The following is a 22,294-nucleotide window of genomic DNA, read 5'->3' on the forward strand; positions in this document are numbered from 1 at the left end:
GATTAACAAGGTATATCATTGACATAATAAGTATTTATACCTACCAGCATTGGATGCCATCGTTGTTTAGCGGTAAAGTATCCGACTCGCACCTCATCGCTTATCTATGACTCCTGAATTTCCCTGGCTCACTGCGATTATTGCGTTTCCGCTCATAGCTGCCCTAGCTATTCCCGTATTGCCTGACACCGATGGCAAAAATGTGCGGCTCTACGCACTGAGTACAGGGATACTAGAGTTCTGTTTAATTATCTATACTTTCGCTACGCGATACGACTTTAACAACTCCAGCTTACAGTTGGTCGAAAACTACAGTTGGGTGCCACAATTAGGCTTGAATTGGTCTGTAGGCGTAGATGGTTTGTCGATGCCTTTAGTTGTATTGACGGGCTTTGTGACTACCCTGGCTACCTTTGCCGCTTGGAATATTCAGATCAAGCCACGTCTGTTTTACAGCTTGATGTTGGTGATGTATAGTGCCCAAATTGCGGTATTCCTCGCCCAAGATTTACTGATGTTTTTCATGCTGTGGGAATTGGAGCTGGTTCCCGTTTATTTAATTATTTCAATTTGGGGCGGGGCACAGCGATTCTACGCTGCGACTAAATTTATTCTCTACACAGCCCTGGCTTCGATCTTTATCCTTGTCGCTGCACTAGCGTTAGCTTTTTATGGGGATACCGCTACCTTTAATATTACGGCACTAGGACTAAAGGACTACCCGATCGAGTTAGAATTATTGGCCTATGCAGGTTTCCTAATTGCTTTCGGTGTCAAACTACCAATCTTCCCTTTCCATACTTGGCTGCCAGATGCACATGGAGAAGCTCCCGCACCTGGCTCAATGATCTTGGCTGGAGTCTTGCTCAAGATGGGCGGTTATGCATTGATTCGCTTGAATGCGGAAATGCTCCCCCACGCTCACGTTTATTTTGCACCCGTACTCGCGGTATTGGGTGTCGTGAATATTATTTATGGTGCCTTAGCCGCCTTTTCCCAAGACAATCTCAAACGTCGCCTCGCCTATTCCTCTATTTCCCATATGGGATTTGTGCTGATTGGGATTTCTTCTTTCACAGCGTTGGGTATCAATGGTGCGATGCTGCAAATGATTTCACATGGATTAATTGCAGCGGCACTATTTTTCCTGTCGGGGGTTATTTACGAGCGCACACACACCCTCTCGATGGATAAGATGGGTGGAATTGCCAAATCGATGCCCACAACCTTTGCCTTATTTACTTTCGCTTCAATGGCTTCTCTCGCTTTACCAGGAATGAGTGGTTTCGTCGGCGAACTAACGATTTTCTTGGGCTTGACAACTAGCGATGTTTATAGTAGCGGATTTAAAATTATTATTGTCTTTTTGTCCGCAGTTGGCTTGCTGATTACACCCATCTATTTACTGTCGATGTTACGACGGGTATTCTTTGGGCAAAAGCTTGAATCGAACCTTGAAGTTTTAGGAGATGCCAAGCCACGCGAACTATCGATCGCATTTTGCTTATTAATTCCGATTATTGGGATTGGTTTATATCCAAAAATTGCGACTCAAACTTACGATAGTACGACGGTGGCGGTGGCTGCTCATTTGCGAGCAGCTTTACCAACAGTCGCTCAGGTTAAGGATTATAGCTTGTATGCTCGATCCCCTGATTGGCAATCTCAAACCGCGATTGTTTCACCAACTATTCCCAGAAAATTGGTAAGCATCGTACCTTAGAGTTATTAATTTTTAGAACCAGATTTTCGACATGCTCGATCTACATGTATCTTGGGATGAATATCATCAATCGATCGAGTCCTTAGCCGCCCAAATTTACCAGTCTGAATGGGAATTCGATCGAATTGTTTGTTTAGCTAGAGGTGGCTTGCGAGTTGGCGATATTCTCTCCCGCATTTTTAACCAACCTTTGGCAATTTTAGCCGCTAGTTCCTACGGTAGCGATCGAGAACGTGGGAAACTATCGATCGCCAGTCAGATTACCATGACTGACGCTCGCATGGGCAATCGGGTATTACTAGTCGATGACTTGGTAGACTCTGGCGTTACGCTGCAACAGACGACGATTTGGTTGCGCGATCTATATCCAGAAATTCAGGATCTCAAGACGGCTGTCATCTGGTACAAGGCTTCCTCAAAATATATCCCCGACTATTACGTTAGTCATCTCCCTGGCAATCCCTGGATTCACCAACCATTCGAGAAATACGATAACTATAAACAGATCGATTTAGGACAGATCCCTAACTTCTCCCAGAAGTCGGGGATCTTGCATCAACTATAAACTATCGACAGCCAAGCGCAATTGTCCGTGATTCTGAGCTAAAATTGCTGCTGCTTGGGATCGATCGACCTTAGTCCAGTGCATCAATAGGGCAACTTTAACCGATCGACCGCTAGATTCCAACAACTCACTCGCAGCATCGCGTTCTAATTGCGTCAAATCTTGAATCATCTGCAAGGCTCGATCGAGTAACTTGGTATTAGTTACGGCGACATCTACCATCCGATTGCCGTATACCTTGCCCAACTTTACCATCGTTCCAGTCGAGAGAATATTCAAAGCCATTTTTGTCACAGTGCCCGATTTTAGCCGTGTAGAACCCGATACAATCTCAGCACCTACAGGTAGTCGAATATCGATATCAGCGATGCTAGCGACCTGATTTGCGGGCACACAGGCGATAAATACGGTCTTAGCACCACGTTGTTTGGCAGACTCGATCGCGCCATGCACGTAGGGCGTAGTTCCGCCTGCGGTAATACCCACTACCACGTCATGTTCGCCGATCTGATTGTCCACCATTGCCTGAGCACCATCGCCGGCGATATCTTCCAAGCCTTCGGAACTTTTGATTAATGCTCCCGCACCGCCCGCCAGAATCCCCTGTACTAATTCTGGGGGTGTACAAAAAGTGGGGGGACATTCAGCCGCATCGAGTACGCCCAATCTACCGCTGGTACCCGCACCGATGTAGAATAATCGCCCCCCTTGACGGAGTGAATCGGCAATTGTATCGATCGCGTTGGCTAATTCTTGTCTGGCACCCGCGATCGCGTTTAAAGTATTAACATCTTCTTGATTGAATAAATCTACCAGCTCTAATGTACTGAGTAGATCTAGATTGGCACTATTAATATTTACCTGTTCGGTTAATAAATGTCCGCGTGTATTTAGGTTCTCGATCGTCATTTGGATGTTGGATTGTGGATGATCTCCACGACTGAAAGTTGGTGGCTTGAAATAATGAAACAATTATAGCGTGATGTATAGATAATCTCTGAAATTCAGGGTAGGGGCAACTCATTAAATCGCCTCCACCCTAAATAAAGTTCGAGAGTATAAGTCCTTATTTAGGATTTATGACTTATGCTAATTTGGATCGAGATTAGATTTGAGTTTGAGCTGAAGATCTGTACCTTTTTTCAACACTACTTCACCACCAGGACTCGACAAAACAAATGCTGTTGCTGCGGCTGCACCTGCTAGTTTACCATGTTTGAATTTGGTTTTATCGCCGATGAAATTACCAGCGATCGTACCACCTAAAATAATTCCAGCATTTTTGAGGAATTGCCCTTTAGTTTTAGTTTCAACTTGAGTATTTACAAGTGAAGCATCGATCGGTAGGAGATCGCCATTTTTGAGTTTGATATCATCAAAAGTCAAATTCATCTGGGCTTTCTTGCCTTTAGCTGCTTTAGTTACAGCTTCTAAATGTCCTGAGATCGTCGCATCTTTTAATGCTGGATATTTACCAACTGAACCATTTTTGACTTTAATCGTAAATTTTTCGTTATTACGATTTTTACCACTAGAGAGTTCTTGTTGTAAATCGGTATTAATGGTAACTCCAGCCGGAACTACTGCTGAAGCACCAGCGGTGGTAGCTGGTTTATTGCCAGTAGTAGTTATGGCTCCAGTCGTTGCCGATTTGACTGTATCTACAGGTTTTTCGGCAACCTTACTACCACAACTGGCTAAACTACCTAGAGATAGCGTTATCAGAACTAATGAAAGGGATTGTTTTAACATAATCTTTAGACTCCACACCTCAAACCACATCAAAATTGTATGTGATAGCAGTAGTTTAGCATTTGGCGATCGATTCAAGCATTCGCTATTTGTATGGAAATCTCATCTTGCAGATCGGTAAAGATAACTATCGATAAAGAGGTTATCAAAGTCTGACTTTCCCGATGACTTCTCGACCCAGCCATGCTGTATTGTGTGAGAGAGATTTGAGACTATTTTTAGTAACCTTCCAAGCTATTTGAGTGTCAAAGAGGATCGACTGAGTGGGTGAAGATTGGTGCAGACATTGAGCTGGTTTGGTGCTGAGTGCTGCCCATAGTTCGATGGCAGATAACTTACCAGAAACGACTAGATGTTGCCAGAGTAAAGGTAAAGCCAATTCTAACCCGATCGAGCCGCACGGAGCTTCGCCAAAGGCAACGGTTTTTTCTTCATAAGTATAAGGGCTATGGTCGATCGCGATCGCATCTAATACGCCCATTTTTATCCCCTCAATCAGGGCGATTTGGTCGTCTGAAGTGCCTAATGGGGGGTCGAGCTTGAAATTGGGGTCGTAAGTAATTAAGTCGGTGGTATTGGCGATAAGGTGCAACCAGGTGGTACTGGCGGTAATTGGGACTCCTCGTTGTTTTGCAGCAGCGATTAATTCTACGCCGCGACGGGTAGAAATCCGCATTAGATGCACGGGGGTACCGATATCGGCGACGATCTCGATTATCGAGGCTAGAGCGGCGGTTTCACTACTGACAGGATCGACGGGTAAGCCATATTTGAGGGCGGCTACTCCAGCTCTGGCGATGCCGTTACCTCGTAATTGGCGATCGAGGGCGTATAATCCGATCGGACGGTTAAATGGTTGGAGATATTCGAGCAGACGACGGGTTAAAGCGAGATTGTCGATCGCGTTTCCATCTGCCCATCCAGTAATATTAGTGGTGGCGAGTTCTGCCAATTCGGTCATCGCTTTGCCTTCTACCCGCTGAGTCAGCGCACCCCAGTAGGCGAGTTTAGGACAATTGGAAATTTGGGCGGCGATTTGCTGGTACTCTCGATCGAGACTGACGATACTACTGACTCGATCGAGTGCGGGTAAGGTATCGGGTAAAATATTTACACAGACGAATCCACCTGCTTGGGCGGCGAGAAGTAAAGACTCGAGCGTTTCGCGTTCTTCATGTCCAGGCGTGCCACTATGACTGTATAAATCTACTAAACCTGGGGCGAGAATTAGATGTTCGCCAGGGGTAATAGTTAGATCGGTTGGGAGTGGAGTTGTCGCTGAGACTTCCTGAATTACTCCGTCGATAACTAATATATCTGCCCTACGTTCTATTAGTTCCCATTTCTGGCGATCGTCGATCTTGATTGGGTTTAATATTCTAACCTGTTGGAATAATTGGTTCATCAGTCAAATGGTTGTTGGACGATCGTAATTCTAGAGATCTTGCCAAGCTTTATCTTCCTCCTCATTGAGCCATACTTCCTCCAGCGATGATTCACTTAGGGTTTGCCAATCTCGAACGAATGGGGCAGAATCTTCTAAATTAGCAGCTTCCAGATCGTTTTCAGTGGGCTTACCCCCCCAACCCCCCTTTACAAGGGGGGCTTTACTCCCTCCCCTGTCTTGTCTCGCTTCTTTGCGCGGGGAACCCGCGCGGAGCGAGACGCTTTACAAGGGGAGGGCTGGGGTGGGGTAGACTACGCAGCAACTTACAATGCGCCAGCGGCGGTTTTATCGAGAATTCCGCCAGCGAGATGACTGGTAATATTGAGAGCTTGAATCACGGGTTGACCTTCAATTCCTTCTGGATAATCAATTACTGTCACGGCACCATTACCTTGTTTGATCTTCCAGATATCTGCTAAACCTAATCCTAGTAAATAACACAGTAACACCTTATTCGTCGCATCATGGGCGACGATAATACCAGTTTGTGTTTGGTTTCCGACTTTGGCAAGAATTTGTTGCCATGCACCAGTCGCCCGATCCCAGACATCTTGAAGATTCTCACCTTCAGGCATTTGGACAGATTCGGGATGAGTTTGCCACCGCTCTAATTCACCTGGATATTCAGTCTCGATTTCGGCTTCAAATTTACCTTCCCACAGTCCATGTCCGATTTCTCGTAAATCCGCATCTTCACCTAATGTTAATCCCTGCCGATCCTTAATAATAATTTCGGCTGTCTCTTTAGGACGTAACATCGGACTGGTAAATCCAAAGTCAATTTGGATGGTTTTTAAAAATTCTGCGGCTAGGATGGCTTGATTGCGTCCATTGTCATTGAGTGGCACATCAATTTGCCCCTGAAATTTGCCCGCACGATTCCAGTCAGTTTCGCCATGACGGACAAGCAAAAAGCGAGGTCCTTGATTATTGGGACGAAATGTGGGTAACTTTTGACCGAGATGACTGGTTTGATTGAGGGATTCTAATTGAACTTTATCGCCCCAGCCACCGCTAAAATTGAGGACAGTGATCCCGCAATTCGACTGTTGGATACTGTGATATAACCGAGCTGGTATCCCCAATGCGCTACTAATCAGGGCACGGTTGATGCCATTGTGGGCGACGATCAGGATCGTTTGTCCCTGGTGCTGGGGCAAGATGCCTTGCCAGAAGGTGGTAGCTTGGGCGTATAGGGATAGGACTGGAAAAAACTCTTGCTGGCTGCCATCGGCCTGTGGGAGCAACATTTTCAATTCGTGGGGACGTTCTTTCCAGGCGCGATACTCGTCGGCATATTTTTCGCGGACTTCCTGATTGAGCATGGTTTCCCATACTGGAAGATCGATTTCTAATAATCGATCGTCTGTCTGTAAAGGATACTGCTGTTCCAAGCAAGATAAGACGGTTGTGGCTGTCTGTTTCGCTCGTTGTAGGGGGCTACAGTAGACTGCGGCAAATTCTAAACCTTGAAATGCTTTACCTGTAGTTTTAGCATCTTCTTGACCTCGATCGGTCAGAACCGATAAGTCGCTGCGCCCTTGGATGCGTCCTTGACTGTTATAACTACTCTGTCCGTGCCGTAAAATAATAACTCGCGTACTCAAAGATCTTGTCCTCCAATGGCTGACTCATTTTATCAGGGGATAGGGGATAGGGGATGTTTTTTTAATCCAAAATCCAAAATTCCTTCAAGCTTTGACTGTCATCAAATATCGATCGACCGTCTCTTTTCCCGTACCACAGAACTTAATTCGTCCATGTTCGAGCCAAATTGCTTTATCGCAAGAACTACTGATAAATTTAAGGTCGTGAGAGACAACCAAAACAGTGGTATCACTTCCCAGAAATTTGTCGATCCGATGCTGACATTTATTTCTAAAGCTTTGGTCGCCGACAGCTAAAACTTCATCGAGAATCAAAATATCTGGCTGAATATCGGTCGCAATCGCAAACCCCAATCGAGCTACCATTCCAGACGATAAACCTTTGACTGGAACTAGTTCATAATCTTGCAACTCCGCAAAATCTAGAATCATCGGAGTCCGTTTGCGCATTTCATCACGGGGAAATCCGAGTAGAACGCCATACATTATAATATTATCACGCACTGAAATATTTGGGTCGAAGCCCGCGCCTAACTCGATCAGCGGGGCAATGTTACCGCGAACACGCACCTTGCCTGTAGTTGGTTCGAGAATCCCAGATATCAATTTCAGTAGCGTTGATTTCCCAGCCCCATTCGCACCGATAATCCCGATCTTCTCGCCAGAATTAACGACTAGATTGATATTGTCGATAACTAGTTTTTTGGCGGGATGACGATACTTACCAGAGACAATCGATAAAATAGTTCGCTTAATATCATAGGAGAATTCCTCCTGGGTACGTCGCCATAGTGATACTCGATCGAACTGAATAACTTCCATACATTTGGGATAAATTCAAAGTCAGAATAAACAAGAATAATTAATGAATCTAATCTCAGAATCTCATAAAAGATCCATAAATTTTGGACGCAACCAGTTGAAAATAATTATCCCAATACCTAAGATAATCAGACCGCTCAACCATGCTCTAATAATCAGGTACGAATCTGGTAGGTTGCCTGAGAGCACGATTTGACGCAGGCTTTCAATGATTGGATACAAAGGGTTTAATTCTAGCAATGGACGAATCTTGGAATCGACGATAGCGGCTGGATAAAAAACAGGACTGCTCAACCACAGTACAAATTGAACTAGCTCATAGAAAAATGGTAAATCTCGAAAAAAGACATATAAAGCACTGACGATGAAACCAATTCCTGTGGATACTAGGATTAGGGCGATTAAGGGTAGCGGTATGGCAATTACATTAATTAAGCTCAACCACGGATTGTGGGAAATTACTAAAGTGAGGATCGATAGCAATGGGAACATGCCAATTGCTAACTGGCATGTGTTCGCTAAAATGGTGGACAAAGGAAAAACACTAACTGGTAACCGAATTTTATTTAGTAACGATCCATTTGAAACGACACTAGCCAGTGCTTGCGAAGTCGAACCTTGATAAAAATGAATTACTACCAGTCCCGTAAAAGCTGCTAAAACATATTGGGAAACCGAATTATGATAGTACTTTTTGAAGACTGCTCCAAAAATCGTAGTGTACAACACTGTCATAATCAGTGGATTGAATAGCGACCAGTATACCCCTAAAAAAGACCCGCGATACCTAACTTTAATTTCTCGCTCGGCTAGCACATATAATAACTCCCAGTAGCGGAGCATTTGCGATGACTTAGAGTCAGCTTTGGTAGATTTGACAGATATAGCCATACAACCTCGTTAGCGTACTTCGACGACCGATCTCCAAAGGATCGGCTATGGCAATAGCACAAGTCACCTTTGGTTACGAGCATCGCTTACACCGAAACAGTGAGCTATCTTATGGTACAAGGTTTGCACCGTTTCGTAAAACCCATCCAACTCGATCTCCGGTGATGCAAATGCAGTCGCCATGCAATGTCAAGCACGTATTACGTGAAAACAATGTAAGCCAGACTAAACTAGAACTAACGTAAGTTGCTAGTTATAATCAGAATCTCCCCTCGCTGCTATATTTAAATCGATTTCAATCTGTATCGTCAACCTCCCCAATGTCTAATCTGACCTCAACTATCCGGGGTTATTACCCCCTGAATACCTTTGAGATTTTGCGCGCTCTTTGGCAACAAATGGCGGAAACAATTATTAAGAGAAGATGTTACTTCGACACTTCGGCTGAATCAGTGGCTACGTCAACGATTGGCTTAGTAGAAACTGACGATTGGCATAAGTATGCTGAGGGGAAAGATGTGCGATTGGTAACAAATTTAGAAATGCTACCGATTCAGCAAATTTCTGTGTATGACAACTCTGGAGATATAGTCGATCTAATTGGGAGATTACCACAATTTTCACTGTTACAATCTGACAATTTTCAAGCATTGCTAACTGGAAGCATCGTCAACTTAGATAATTCGCCACAGGTAAAGATAGAAATCACTTTTACTCCAGTAGCAATCGATCGATTTATCCAGCCATTAATTCCATATTTACCACCAGCAGTAAGATTAATAGCCAATGCTAATTTTGCTAACAATAGCTATTTGCAAAGCCATTTTACACAATTGTTATTGAGCGCAGTAGTTACAAATCAGATCGGTGATGCTCTGCCTAAAAAAATGGAAGCTATTAGTGTTGTCGAAGATAACCCTGTGTCCAAAAATGGTCTTGGGCAAGATCGAGAGCAAATAGACCAGTCTAGTCTTTCCGTAGTCGAAGGATGCCAACAAGAGATAAATTTACAACAACAGTTATCTCAGGCTGTTTTGTTGAATTATATTAGTAACAAAATTCACCAAACATTAGAATTGGATGTAATTTTGCAAACAGCAGTCGAGCAGGTACAAACATTTTTGCAGGCAGATCGACTAATTATCTATCAATTTGAATTTACCAAAGTTGATGAAAAAGTAAGCGGCAAAAGTTTTGATGCCTATAATAGAAAGGGAAAAGTCGCCTATGAAGCGATTGGGCCTGTAAATCTTCCGTCCGTTTTAGATGTTGTAGAACACCAGAATTGTTTTGAAAATCGTCAATTGTGGGATAATTATCGAGCCGGGATGACTAGATCGATCGATGATGTCAACATAGAGTATACTCATAACAAATGTATCTTGAAGTTGATGCATCAATCTCAAATTAAGTCTAAGTTAATCGTACCAATTATTGTCAATACAGAATTGTGGGGCTTAGCGATCGCACATCAGTGTCAATCTCCACGTCAGTGGAAATCCCAAGAGACGCAGTTTCTTCAACAAGTTTCCGAGCATTTAGCCTTTGCTATTAATCAATCAGAATTGTATACAGCTAGCCTTTGCAATACCCAAAATTTAGAGCAACGTGTTAATGAGAGAACGCGAGAGCTAAGAGATGCTGTGATTGTTGCTCAAACGGCAAATCAATCTAAAACTGAATTCCTCGCACTCCTCAGTCATGAATTAAGAACGCCCTTGACTAGTATTTTAGGGCTATCAGCAACACTCCTACGATTGCCACTACTGAATTTAACCGATCGACAGCAAAATTATCTCCAAACTATTCACAATAGTGGAGAACATTTGTCGGAATTAATCGATGATATCTTAGATTTTTACAAATTAGAAGTTGGTAAAACATTACTTAAAATTAGTGAGTTTCCACTCTCCAAACCGATCGATCGAGTCGTTAAGCTGGTGAAAACAAAAGCAGAGCGTGCCAAAATCAAGCTGGAAGTGCAAATCGTTGATAATAGTTCGCAGGGTAGAAACCGAGATTTGCGGTTTCAAGGCGATATCAAACGCATTCGTCAAATATTATTAAATATTTTAGTCAATGCAATTAAATTTACACCAGAAGATGGCACAGTAATCATCCGCGCTTGGTTAGAGGATAACTATGCTGTGTTTGAAATTGAAGATAGTGGAATTGGGATTGAAGAAGAACAAATTCCTCGGTTATTTAAAAAATTCTATCAACTCGATCGTAATTTCGCTCGAGACTATGAAGGGATGGGTTTAGGATTGGCAATTACTCAACAATTAGTCGAACTACATGGTGGATCGATCGAGGTTGATTCAATTTTAGGTTCTGGTTCGACTTTTACAGTCCGTCTAGCTGCACAACCGCTCCAGTCAACAGATAACAATGATTGGCTGGAAATGGATCGTAAATTAGTTTTTCAAGATCCCGAACTTAACCCAATTCCTAATCGAATTGTTTTAATCGAGCAGGATGAAGATCTCGCCAATTTCTTGTGTGATATTCTCACTGCGGCTAGGTATCAAGTCACTTGGCTACTATCTGCGGAATCATCCTTCAGACAGATCGCCATGTTCGATCCAGATTTATTAATTATCGATTTGGCTCTAGATGCAGAAACAGTCGATCGATTGATCGGCAATATCCGCAAATCAAGTACGATTGGTGATATTAAAATTATGGCGATTGCCACTAAAGAGGATACTATTAGTCCGATTAGCAAACAGTATGTGGATGATTATCTCTGGAAGCAAGTAAATCCCGAACAGTTGCTAAGGAAAATTACTAAGTTACTTAGTCATATTGATACCTAATTTCTGTGAACGTGTTTTTATTTTATTGCTATATGGATATGTTTTTGGGAGTTTTCATCACTCTGGACGACACCCCCCAATTTTGTGATTTTCTTTGAAAGACTATTAATTAATTACTGGAGACGTACCACAAGGTCGATATTCATAGCGGATGCAAGGCCCAACAAATGTACCTGGTGCCCCTTTTTCCCACTGAACGCAAACTTTGCACAATAAGCCAGGATTAATTCTCTGAATATTTGGATTCTCGATAACTGGGTTTTGATTATATTGTCCAGGTTTAAATTGTGCGAATGTACTCAGGGAATTAAGCAAGATTAATGGAATTGAAAATGCTGTAGCAGTAGCTAGTTTCATAATATTTGACTCCTAAAAGTGCAGTTATTTATGGTTCGATGTACGTAACTACAAGCAGAGAGATTAGATTCCACGAAGCTTGATTAAATGTCAGGATTCAGGGGGTGAAAGTTAAGCCCAGAACGGCTTAAATTTTGAAAATTTCTTAGAAGTGGACTGAGTAATTTTTCTTCCGGTGTATGATGAAACCATCCTGCTTTTTAAGGGGGGATAGGGGGATCTTCTAGGGTTGGCGAATGCTATCTTATACGCATCCATTCATCCTCTTGGGTTGGGAGTTGGGAAGAGTTTTAATTGTTGCTTGTTGCTAGTTTAGTGATGAACTCGATACCAGCTTGACGGTTTTGGTACCGATTACTTGTTGATGAGTTTTGTGGTAGAAACCGCGTTTAACGCTAGGGAACTGCCATTGATAGTCATCAGGATCGGGATATTCAGCCATTAACTTCGACCAACCAGTCGTACTATTGGCGGCTGTTGATAACTTAGTGATTCGATCGATCCCCAATCGCTGTGCTAATTCGCCTAATTCTAATTTAAGATAAGTAGCAATTTCGCCTTGAGTATCGATCGTTAAATTTCGCGCATCTTTAGCTTGTGTCAGTGCATTTAAAACGCTGTAAACTTGAGCGGCAGATTGTTGATGCCGATCGAGAATCTCGATTAAGCGTTCGATCGCACTAATACAGTGACTATCGACAGTAGAGTTGCGACAGGAATTTAATAGTTGTGTTAGCGATTTAATCTGTTCTTGTTGAAGCTGAAGTTGTTGGTGATGAGTGGTAAGCGTTTGGTTAACTGATTGAGCCAGGAGATCGAATTCTTGGTTGATAGTTGTCATGGTAATTTCACAAAGATCGCGATGAAGTGTCGGTAGGAGATGCAGTGCCAAAGCTGAATTGAGATTGAGTAGCTAGGTGAGTGTAGATGTATGGTGTTTCGGCTCATCATGCTTCTCTCCCCTGCTATAGTTCCCCATTTACAACCGATTTCTACAACTCATCTCAAACTCAAAAAAAAGGGAGGAGAGGGGGGAGAGAAATTCAGACACTGGAAGTAAAGGTTGAAAAATTTCCCACGAAGTGACCTAAACCCATTAAGATAGATCGGAATTCATAATTTCTGTTAACCCCCTCCCTGCTTTTCCCCTCTCTGCCCCTCCCCTCTCCCCCCTAATTTATATGCCTCGCCGGACTGACATACACAAAATCTTACTCTTAGGTTCAGGACCGATCGTCATCGGACAAGGGTGTGAATTTGACTACTCTGGTACTCAGGCTTGTAAAGCACTGCGGGAGGAAGGTTATTACGTGATATTGGTCAATTCCAATCCTGCGACAATTATGACCGATCCTGACACGGCGGATCGGACTTATATCGAACCGCTGACACCAGAGTTGGTAGAAAAAGTCATCGCTAAGGAACGCCCTGATGCATTACTCCCAACGATGGGGGGACAGACTGCTCTGAATTTGGCTGTGAGCCTGTCGAAAAGCGGAGTACTAGAAAAGTATGGTGTCGAACTAATTGGCGCGAAATTAGATGCGATCGAAATGGCGGAAGATCGCTTACTGTTCAAGGAAGCGATGGGGAGGATCGGTGTTCCAGTTTGTCCATCAGGCATCGCCACAACGCTCTTAGAAGCGCGGGAAGTCGGAAAAGAGATTGGGACATATCCATTAATTATTCGCCCTGCCTTCACCCTTGGAGGTGCCGGAGGGGGGATTGCTTACAATCAGGAAGAGTTTGAAGCAATCGTTCAAACTGGATTGGATGCTTCGCCTGTAGATCAGATTTTGGTAGAGAAATCTCTCTTGGGGTGGAAGGAATACGAGCTAGAGGTGATGAGGGATCTAGCGGATAATGTGGTGATTGTTTGCTCGATCGAGAATATCGATCCGATGGGAATTCATACTGGAGATTCGATTACTGTTGCTCCAGCGCAAACGTTGACGGATAAGGAGTATCAGCGGTTACGCGATGCGTCGATTAAAATCATTCGTGAGATTGGGGTAGAGACTGGGGGTTCTAATATTCAGTTTGCGGTACATCCCGATACGGGGGAATATATCGTCATTGAAATGAACCCGCGTGTGAGCCGGAGTTCGGCGTTAGCTTCTAAAGCAACGGGATTCCCGATCGCTAAATTTGCCGCGAAATTATCGGTAGGTTATACTCTTGATGAAATCTCCAATGATATTACCAAGAAAACGCCCGCTTGCTTTGAACCGACGATCGATTATGTAGTTACTAAAATTCCTCGATTCGCCTTTGAAAAATTTGCTGGTTCCTCCCATGTTCTGACCACGCAAATGAAGTCAGTCGGTGAAGCAATGGCGATCGGGCGCACCTTCCAAGAGTCATTCCAGAAAGCCTTACGTTCTCTCGAAATTGGTCGATTTGGCTGGGGTTGCGATCGCGATGAATCTTTACCCTCGATCGAGCAGGTTCGTTCGCAACTGCGGACTCCAACACCCGATCGCATCTTCAGTATTCGCCATGCGATGCAGTTGAAGCTATCCCAAGAAGATATCTACGATCTCACCGGAGTCGATCCGTGGTTTCTCGATAAACTGCAAGGAATTTTAACTACTGAATCCTTCCTGAAAACTCAAAAATTAACATCCCTAACCAAAGCACAATTATGGGATATCAAACGTCAAGGATTTAGCGATCGACAAATTGCTTATGCAACCAAAACCACCGAAGATATCGTCCGCACCTATCGCAAATCCCTCGGCGTAATTCCCGCTTATAAATTAGTCGATACCTGCGCCGCCGAATTTGAAGCCGAAACACCTTACTACTACTCTACCTACGAAGCAGAAACCGAAGTCATCCCCTCAACTCGTCGCAAAGTAATGATCCTCGGCGGCGGCCCAAATCGGATCGGACAAGGGATAGAATTTGACTACTGTTGCTGTCATGCTTCCTATGCCCTCAGCAAACAGGGCTTTGAGACAATCATGGTTAACTCCAACCCTGAAACCGTCTCCACCGATTACGATACCAGCGATCGATTGTACTTTGAACCGCTCACCAAAGAAGATGTTCTTAATATCATCGAAGCCGAGCAACCAGAAGGAATCATCATCCAATTTGGGGGACAAACTCCCCTCAAACTAGCCGTACCATTACAAGAATATCTAGACGCACAGGGCGAAAATACCACCACCAAAATTTGGGGAACTAGCCCAGACTCGATCGATATGGCGGAAAATCGAGAAAGATTCGAGCTAGTATTACGCCAATTGGGAATCCGACAACCAGAAAATGGGATGGCGCGAGACTACAATGACGCGCTCCACGTCGCCAATCGAATCGGTTATCCCGTAGTGGTACGTCCGTCCTACGTCCTTGGTGGACGAGCGATGGAAATCGTCTACTCCGATAGCGAACTCGAACGCTATATGACCTACGCGGTGCAGGTCGAACCCGACCACCCCATTCTGATCGATAAGTTCCTAGAGAACGCCATAGAGGTCGATGTAGACGCAATTGCCGATGCATCTGGGCAAGTGGTCATCGGCGGAATTATGGAACATATCGAGCAAGCCGGAATTCACTCCGGCGATTCCGCTTGTTCCCTCCCCTATGTATCGCTCTCCGATGCCACCGTAGCCACCATTAGAGAATGGACGGTACAACTAGCTCAAGCTCTCAAAGTGATTGGCTTGATGAATATCCAATTCGCAGTACGCGGCGAAGAGGTTTATATTATCGAAGCAAATCCCCGCGCATCTCGTACAGTACCATTCGTAGCCAAAGCGACAGGTGTACCATTAGCTGGTTATGCAGCCCGAATTATGTCTGGCGAAACCCTGACAGGCTTGGAATATACAGAGGAAGTCATCCCCACCCACATCGCCGTCAAAGAAGCCGTCTTACCCTTCGATAAATTTGCTGGGACAGATACCATCTTAGGCCCAGAAATGCGATCGACAGGCGAAGTTATGGGTATCGATGTTGGATTCGGACGCGCCTACGCCAAAGCCGAACTTGCAGCGGGACAAAAATTACCATTAACTGGCAAAGTATTTGTTTCGACTAGCGATCGCGATAAACTAGCAGTAGTTCCAGTAGTTCGCGATTTTATCGACATGGGATTTAAAATTATCGCGACATCCGGTACTCAAAAAGTATTAGAAGAACATGGCTTAGTCGTCGAGTCAGTCTTGAAACTCCACGAAGGTCGTCCGAATGTGGTAGATATTATCAAGAATGGTCAAATCCAACTAATTATTAACACTCCATCCGGCGAAGAAGCTCAAGCCGATGGTAAGTTGATTCGACGCACGGCTCTAGTCTACAAGATTGGCATCGTCACGACGATCGCTGGAGCAAAAGCCACCGCAGCAGCGATTAAATCGCTGCAATCACAACCGTTGGAAGTCAAAGCATTACAGGATTACATTGGATTAGGTCGCTAATACTTAAAAAAGCGGTAGCAACAGTTAAAAAAATAAAGCACAGAATTTTTTAACTATTTTGTGCATATTTTACCCCCATTTGCTGGGTACATTGAGTTTGTGTAACATTGGGTTAGCAAAGCTGTGAAAAGCGTGTATGTTTTGTGGTCATTAGTGACTGGTGTGAGTTTGTTGGGTGTTCGGACGTTTGGAAATCCTTTTAGCGACCAAGTACAGTATCGAGTTGAATATAGTGGGAAGGCAGGGAGTACACTGTGGGGTAGTTATACCATGACGCAACACAATCGTACCCGAACCAGTATCACAGAACAGGCGGTTGGGAAACTACCACTGACGATTAACTTTACCACTGGTAAAAATATGACAATCGCGGCAAATGGTTCTACTGCCAACCAAGAGCCAATTACTATCAAAATTTATAAACATGGTTCGGAATGTAGTAATTCAGATCGGACCGATCGAGCGGGGGTGACGAATACAACTGTCTGTAGATAATTCACCGCAGACTACCGATCGAGATCGATTACCGATTTTACAATTAACAAAGAACCCTCCTAATCGATCGATTAGGAGGGTTTCTTATTAATTAACTTTCAATTAGCCAGCAGCTTGAAGTCTAGCGCGTGCGCGTTTAAAAGCTTGAGTCGCTTGAATTTGTTCTTGACGAGTACCAGTTTGAGCGGTAGCTACTTTTTCTTCGGCTTCAGTCAAATCTTTTTGAGCTTGTTCTTTATTGATTGTTTCGCCCAATTCTGCACCGTTAACTAGCACGGTCACTTCATTATTATCAACTTCTGCAAAGCCACCCATCAACGCGATTGGTGTCCATTTATCTTTACCAGATTTAACGCGCATCACCGCAGTATCTAATGCAGTCAACAGCGATGCGTGACCTGTCAAAATACCTAATTGACCAGTTGTACTGGGTAAAATCACTTCGTCTGCTGTACCGTCCCAGACGGTCTTATCTGGAGCAATTACTCTTACTGTTAATGTCATGTTTTATAGTTAGTTTTTATAGTTGGGTTTGAACTTGACTACGGCGGAGATTTTACCCCCAACCCCCTTGTAAAGGGGGCTTTTCCCCAGACCATAAAGGGTCTGGATCCGGCTCCCTCCCCTTTACATGGGGTGGGCTGGGGTGGGGTAAAGATCTCCGCCACAATTCTAGGTAATCCTAGCCTTTCAACAATTTCTCACCCTTAGCGCGTGCTTCAGCAATATCGCCAACGAGGTAGAAAGCTTGCTCTGGTAGATCATCCATCTCACCAGCCAGGATTGCTTTGAAGCCTTTGATGGTGTCTTCGAGTTTGACGTATTTACCAGGAGAACCTGTGAATACTTCCGCAACGAAGAAGGGTTGAGATAAGAAGCGTTCTACTTTCCGAGCGCGGGAAACGATTAGACGATCTTCTTCTGCTAATTCATCCAAACCGAGAATTGCAATGATATCTTGCAACTCTTTGTAGCGTTGGAGGGTAGATTGTACGGCACGAGCAGTATCGTAGTGATCTGCACCAACGATCGATGGTTGGAGCATCGTGGAGGTGGAATCGAGCGGATCTACTGCTGGGTAAATACCTTTGGATGCTAGACCACGGGACAATACGGTAGTACCATCTAAGTGAGCAAAGGTAGTTGCAGGAGCTGGATCTGTTAAGTCATCCGCAGGTACATATACCGCTTGAACGGAAGTAATCGAACCTTCTTTGGTAGAAGTAATCCGCTCTTGTAAGTCGCCCATATCAGTACCCAGAGTAGGCTGATAACCTACCGCCGAAGGCATCCGACCTAATAGTGCAGATACTTCGGAACCAGCTTGAACGAACCGGAAAATGTTGTCGATGAACAACAGTACGTCTTGTTTGTTCACATCACGGAAATATTCCGCCATTGTCAACGCCGCCAAACCAACACGCATCCGTGCTCCAGGTGGCTCGTTCATTTGTCCATAGACTAGGGCGATTTTGGAGTTGCCGAGGTTCTCTTTGTCGATAACGCCGGATTCCATCATCTCGTTGTAGAGATCGTTTCCTTCACGGGTACGTTCGCCTACACCACCAAAAACTGATACACCACCGTGATTGGTTGCGATGTTGTTAATCAGTTCCATCATGATTACGGTTTTGCCTACGCCAGCACCACCAAATAAACCGATTTTACCGCCCCGACGATAAGGGGTGAGTAAGTCGATCACTTTGATTCCGGTTTCAAATACGGAAGGTTTGGTTTCGAGTTCGGTTAATTTGGGAGCTTCGCGGTGAATTGGCGATCTTTCCGTAGTATTCACAGGACCTTGTTGGTCAACTGCTTCACCCAATACGTTGAAAATCCGACCCAATGTAGCTGTACCAACTGGTACGCTAATTGGTGCGCCCAAGTCGATTACGTCCATACCACGGACTAGTCCGTCGGTGGTACTCATCGCAACGGCACGAACTTGGTTGTCTCCGAGAAGTTGTTGAACTTCGCAGGTCACAGACACATCTTGTCCAGCTTCATTTTTACCTTCGACTTTGAGGGCACTATAAATCTGGGGCATCTTGCCACCAGTAAATTCTACGTCTACAACTGGACCAATAACTTGGGTGAGTTTACCCACGTTGGTTTTTTCTGCGGTGCTAGCCATGTGCCGTTACTACTTATTATTGTGTGATTTTGTCTATAGCGATTCGAGCAACAAACCAGACCTGTCGATCGGCTTAGAGATCAATTCAGTAATTAGCTGGATTGCTCTTTGTTTGTTGGCTACTCTTAATATTTTGCAATGCTATGGTTTAGTTTATCATCGAACGCACACGGTGCTGTGGGTATTTTTGGGAGTTGGCTAGTTCGGCTCCGCTCACTAACCAATTTCAGAGTTGGGAGTAATGATCTACTCAATTCCTAACGCCCAATGCACAACAGCAGGGTAATAAATCCGTGAGCTGCTATTCTCACCCTTAGCGATGGCGTGTTTTTGATCTAAGTAGGTACGCAATTTGGCGCGAATGGATCGATTATCCAGTGCCGTGAGTACCTGTGTAGCAGACTGATATCGATCGACCAAGGGCATCTGGGTCATCTTGTTGAGGATTTCGAGTAAGCCAGCACTAAGGTTGAGATCCTCTGCCCACATCAGTTCACAGGTATAAGGATTGGTGGCAAATTCACTGGGTTGCTTACCTGTCAGCAAATAAATACAGGTCATGCCCAAGGCATAGATATCGCTGGCGTAGACTGGATAGTTTGCTAGTTGTTCCGGTGGCGCGAAGCCTGGGGTACCCACAGCCGTGCTGTATTCGGCGTTTTTAGTTGGACTGGTAATGGGAGACAGATCTTTGACAGCACCAAAATCCACCAACACGAAACGGCGATCTGTTTGGCACAGGATAATATTTTGCGGTTTGATATCGCGATGAATTAAATGGTGAGAGTGGATATACTCCAACAGTTTCAGCATCTGCGTCAAAAAGTTTTCGACTTCTGCTTCAGTAAATTGATGTTGGTTGCTGACAAGCTGCGATAGAACAGTGCCTGGGATGTACTCTTCAACGAGATAGCAGTCCGTACCAATCTGAAAATAATCCAGTAGCGTCGGAATATGCGCGTGGCTGCCCAACCGACTGAGCATCAATGATTCTAGCCCAAACTGATCGCGGGCGATCGCGACTAATTTCGGATCGGTAAAGATCGGGGCAAATTTCTTGACTACGCACAATGGCTGTTCGGGTAAGTGCGTATTTCGAGCTAAAAATGTGACCCCAAAACCACCTCGACCTAATAATGACTGAATTGAATAACGCTTCAGGAGCAGTTCTGATTGAGCCTTCGAGTCGCTTTCTGCCTGCAACACTAATTCATGCCGTGCCAAGTTGGTTGGGATCACAGGTTGTTTGGTTGCAGTATCGGTCATAAGCAAATTCACTGTCTCTACTTGTAGCTGAAATCAATGGCAAGCGATCGGTATCACAAGCATTGATATTTCAACATGATACTTGGTGCGTTATGGAAATATATAAGCCAATTCAACTATCTTTTGTGGTTATTTTGTGGATAGATCGGTATTTTGGCAGAGACCGTAACTGAGATTCTTTTGTAGCACAAATTACGTGCTTAATCGTCCCGATCACTAGACTCCAGAAACCCAATTTGTCGATCGCTTTACTGATATTTCAGTGTGGTTTACCGCCAGATAATAGAGTAGCACTACGACTTATATTTATCAGATCGATCGCCTAAGATAAAAACATCAACAAAACACCACTCTAGCCATCAACCATCGATCTCCTAATGGTTGCAATTCGTTAAGCTAGTTATTAACTATCAATTATCAACTATTAACTAATTTAACTCCATCTACTCTTTTTGTTTATAAAACGATGGCAACTATTTCCCAACAGGCTTACGGCGATTTTTTGGCAGCAGTTAAAACTAACCGAATTGCCAAGGTAACGATCGGCTCCAACCGAGTTGAGTATACAGTTAAAGGTGAGGATAGCAACGGAACTTATTTTACTATTCCAGATATAATTGCAGAAAGCTTGCCTGATTTGCTAACTGCAAATGGTGTAGAATATACCATCCAAAATCCTCAGACTGATTCTTGGTTGGGCACATTATTAGCTGTCATTCTACCACCATTAGTTGCGGTTGGTGCTGGTGCTTTGCTGCTCAAATATACCGAAGGTAGCGGCGGAGTCATGGGTGTTGGTAAGAGTAAAGCCAGAACTTATGCTCAAGGAAAAACTGGCGTTAAATTTGCCGATGTTGCTGGCGTTGATGAGGCTAAACAAGAACTCCAAGAAGTTGTCAATTTTCTCAAGAATAGCGATAAGTATACCCGCCTTGGAGCTAAAATCCCCAAAGGTGTACTACTAGTTGGCCCTCCAGGTACTGGCAAAACTCTCCTTGCCAAAGTGGTGGCGGGTGAAGCTGGGGTGCCATTCTTTAGTATGTCTGGCTCAGAATTTGTCGAAATGTTTGTCGGTGTGGGTGCCTCGCGAGTCCGTGATTTATTTGAGAAAGCCAAGCGTCAAGCACCTTGTATCATCTTTATAGATGAGCTAGATGCGATCGGTAAATCCCGTGGCAATGGCATGAATCCCAATGGTAGTAACGATGAGCGCGAACAAACCCTCAATCAGCTCTTGACTGAGATGGATGGCTTTGATGGCAATACTGGCGTGATCCTGATTGCCGCCACCAATCGCCCTGAAGTCCTCGATCCAGCTTTGCGCCGCCCAGGTCGATTCGATCGACAAGTAGTGGTTGACAGACCAGACAGGTCAGGCAGAGCGCAGATTCTGGCTGTTCATGCTAATAATATTAAGTTGGGCGAGGATGTCGATCTAGAACTATTAGCAACGCGCACATCTGGTTTGACAGGTGCAGATTTGGCGAATCTAGTTAATGAAGCGGCTCTGATGGCGGCACGCAACAATCGTCAAGCGGTGTTGATGGCTGATTTTGAGGTTGCCTTCGAGCGAGTACTCGTCGGTTTAGAGCAGCGTTCGCGGGTACTAAATCCGATCGAGCGGCAAACTGTCGCCTATCATGAAGTTGGACATGCGCTAGTCGGTGCCTTGATGACTGGACGCGGTAAAGTTGAGAAAATCTCGATCGTTCCTCGTGGTGTTGGTGCCTTGGGCTATACGCTTCAGATGCCTGATGAAGATCGATTCCTGATGATGGAGGACGAAATTCGCGGTCAAATTGCGACCCTCTTGGGCGGACGGGCAGCGGAATCTGTCGTGTTTGGCAAAGTATCGACAGGCGCGAGTGACGATATCCAAAAGGCAACCAGCCTCGCCGAAAAAGCGATTACGCTCTACGGGATGAGTGATACACTTGGGCCAATTGCTTTTGCTGGCAGCCAGTCACAATTCTTGGGCGATGATAG

Annotated in this window: 17 protein-coding genes; 6 read left to right on the top strand and 11 right to left on the bottom strand. The window is 44.5% G+C overall.

Going from position 1 to position 22,294, the window contains the following annotated elements:
* Nucleotides 1-106: 106 nt before the first annotated feature.
* On the top strand, nt 107-1,723 hold the full coding sequence (locus tag RMO55_RS12660; RefSeq protein WP_310427021.1) for an NAD(P)H-quinone oxidoreductase subunit 4: 1,617 nt from the start codon (nt 107-109) through the stop codon (nt 1,721-1,723).
* Nucleotides 1,724-1,754: 31 nt separating this feature from the next.
* Nucleotides 1,755-2,288 (top strand): phosphoribosyltransferase family protein, encoded by a 534-nt coding sequence (locus RMO55_RS12665; protein WP_310427024.1) that lies wholly within the window; start codon nt 1,755-1,757, stop codon nt 2,286-2,288.
* Here RMO55_RS12665 and murQ read toward each other — a convergent pair.
* The 6 genes from murQ to RMO55_RS12695 form a co-directional block, all read right to left on the bottom strand.
* Nucleotides 2,283-3,191 (bottom strand): N-acetylmuramic acid 6-phosphate etherase, encoded by a 909-nt coding sequence (gene murQ / locus RMO55_RS12670; RefSeq protein WP_396134291.1) that lies wholly within the window; start codon nt 3,189-3,191, stop codon nt 2,283-2,285. The genes RMO55_RS12665 and murQ overlap by 6 nt on opposite strands.
* 186 nt (nt 3,192-3,377) lie before the next feature.
* On the bottom strand, nt 3,378-4,040 hold the full coding sequence (locus RMO55_RS12675) for a hypothetical protein (protein ID WP_310427027.1): 663 nt from the start codon (nt 4,038-4,040) through the stop codon (nt 3,378-3,380).
* 145 nt (nt 4,041-4,185) lie between these two features.
* Nucleotides 4,186-5,445, bottom strand: coding sequence for a dihydroorotase (locus tag RMO55_RS12680; protein ID WP_310427028.1), 1,260 nt, complete (start codon nt 5,443-5,445; stop codon nt 4,186-4,188).
* Nucleotides 5,446-5,750: 305 nt separating this feature from the next.
* On the bottom strand, nt 5,751-7,094 hold the full coding sequence (locus tag RMO55_RS12685) for a histidine phosphatase family protein (RefSeq protein WP_310427029.1): 1,344 nt from the start codon (nt 7,092-7,094) through the stop codon (nt 5,751-5,753).
* Nucleotides 7,095-7,178: 84 nt separating this feature from the next.
* Entirely contained in the window at nt 7,179-7,916 is a 738-nt protein-coding gene (locus RMO55_RS12690; protein ID WP_310427030.1) for an ABC transporter ATP-binding protein, read from the bottom strand.
* Nucleotides 7,917-7,979: 63 nt separating this feature from the next.
* Nucleotides 7,980-8,807 (bottom strand): ABC transporter permease, encoded by an 828-nt coding sequence (locus RMO55_RS12695; RefSeq protein ID WP_310427032.1) that lies wholly within the window; start codon nt 8,805-8,807, stop codon nt 7,980-7,982.
* A gap of 320 nt (nt 8,808-9,127) precedes the next feature.
* Between RMO55_RS12695 and RMO55_RS12700 the strand changes: the two genes are divergently transcribed.
* The gene (locus tag RMO55_RS12700) at nt 9,128-11,626 is read left to right on the top strand and encodes an ATP-binding protein (RefSeq protein ID WP_310427034.1); all 2,499 of its coding nucleotides are present in this window, start codon (nt 9,128-9,130) and stop codon (nt 11,624-11,626) included.
* A gap of 105 nt (nt 11,627-11,731) precedes the next feature.
* Here RMO55_RS12700 and RMO55_RS12705 read toward each other — a convergent pair whose 3' ends face one another.
* Together RMO55_RS12705 and RMO55_RS12710 are read right to left on the bottom strand one after the other, a co-directional pair.
* Nucleotides 11,732-11,983, bottom strand: a complete 252-nt coding sequence (locus RMO55_RS12705; RefSeq protein ID WP_310427036.1) for a hypothetical protein — start codon at nt 11,981-11,983, stop codon at nt 11,732-11,734.
* 307 nt (nt 11,984-12,290) lie between these two features.
* Nucleotides 12,291-12,875: a hypothetical protein gene (locus tag RMO55_RS12710; protein ID WP_310427037.1), complete on the bottom strand. Its 585-nt coding sequence runs from the start codon at nt 12,873-12,875 to the stop codon at nt 12,291-12,293.
* 289 nt (nt 12,876-13,164) lie between these two features.
* On the opposite strand from RMO55_RS12710, the gene carB reads away from it, so the two are divergent.
* Nucleotides 13,165-16,413 (top strand): carbamoyl-phosphate synthase large subunit, encoded by a 3,249-nt coding sequence (gene carB, locus RMO55_RS12715; RefSeq protein ID WP_310427038.1) that lies wholly within the window; start codon nt 13,165-13,167, stop codon nt 16,411-16,413.
* Between the two features lie 123 nt (nt 16,414-16,536).
* Entirely contained in the window at nt 16,537-16,908 is a 372-nt protein-coding gene (locus tag RMO55_RS12720) for a hypothetical protein (protein ID WP_310427039.1), read from the top strand.
* Between the two features lie 102 nt (nt 16,909-17,010).
* Here the strand turns inward: RMO55_RS12720 and atpC are convergent, their stop codons facing one another.
* The 3 genes from atpC to RMO55_RS12735 all read right to left on the bottom strand — a co-directional run bounded on the left by atpC (nt 17,011) and on the right by RMO55_RS12735 (nt 20,308).
* Nucleotides 17,011-17,412 carry an ATP synthase F1 subunit epsilon gene (gene atpC, locus RMO55_RS12725; protein WP_310427040.1) on the bottom strand — a complete coding sequence of 134 codons (402 nt, stop codon included), beginning with the start codon at nt 17,410-17,412 and terminating at the stop codon, nt 17,011-17,013.
* A gap of 178 nt (nt 17,413-17,590) precedes the next feature.
* Nucleotides 17,591-19,042 carry a F0F1 ATP synthase subunit beta gene (atpD, locus tag RMO55_RS12730; protein ID WP_310427042.1) on the bottom strand — a complete coding sequence of 484 codons (1,452 nt, stop codon included), beginning with the start codon at nt 19,040-19,042 and terminating at the stop codon, nt 17,591-17,593.
* 246 nt (nt 19,043-19,288) lie between these two features.
* Nucleotides 19,289-20,308, bottom strand: a complete 1,020-nt coding sequence (locus tag RMO55_RS12735) for a serine/threonine-protein kinase (protein ID WP_310427044.1) — start codon at nt 20,306-20,308, stop codon at nt 19,289-19,291.
* Between the two features lie 466 nt (nt 20,309-20,774).
* Between RMO55_RS12735 and ftsH the strand changes: the two genes are divergently transcribed.
* Nucleotides 20,775-22,294, top strand: a 1,520-nt coding sequence (gene ftsH, locus RMO55_RS12740) for an ATP-dependent zinc metalloprotease FtsH (protein ID WP_310427045.1), incomplete at its 3' end; no start/stop codon positions are given.

Origin of the sequence: Chamaesiphon sp. VAR_48_metabat_135_sub (assembly GCF_031418915.1) — a bacterium.
Lineage (GTDB): Bacteria > Cyanobacteriota > Cyanobacteriia > Cyanobacteriales > Chamaesiphonaceae > Chamaesiphon.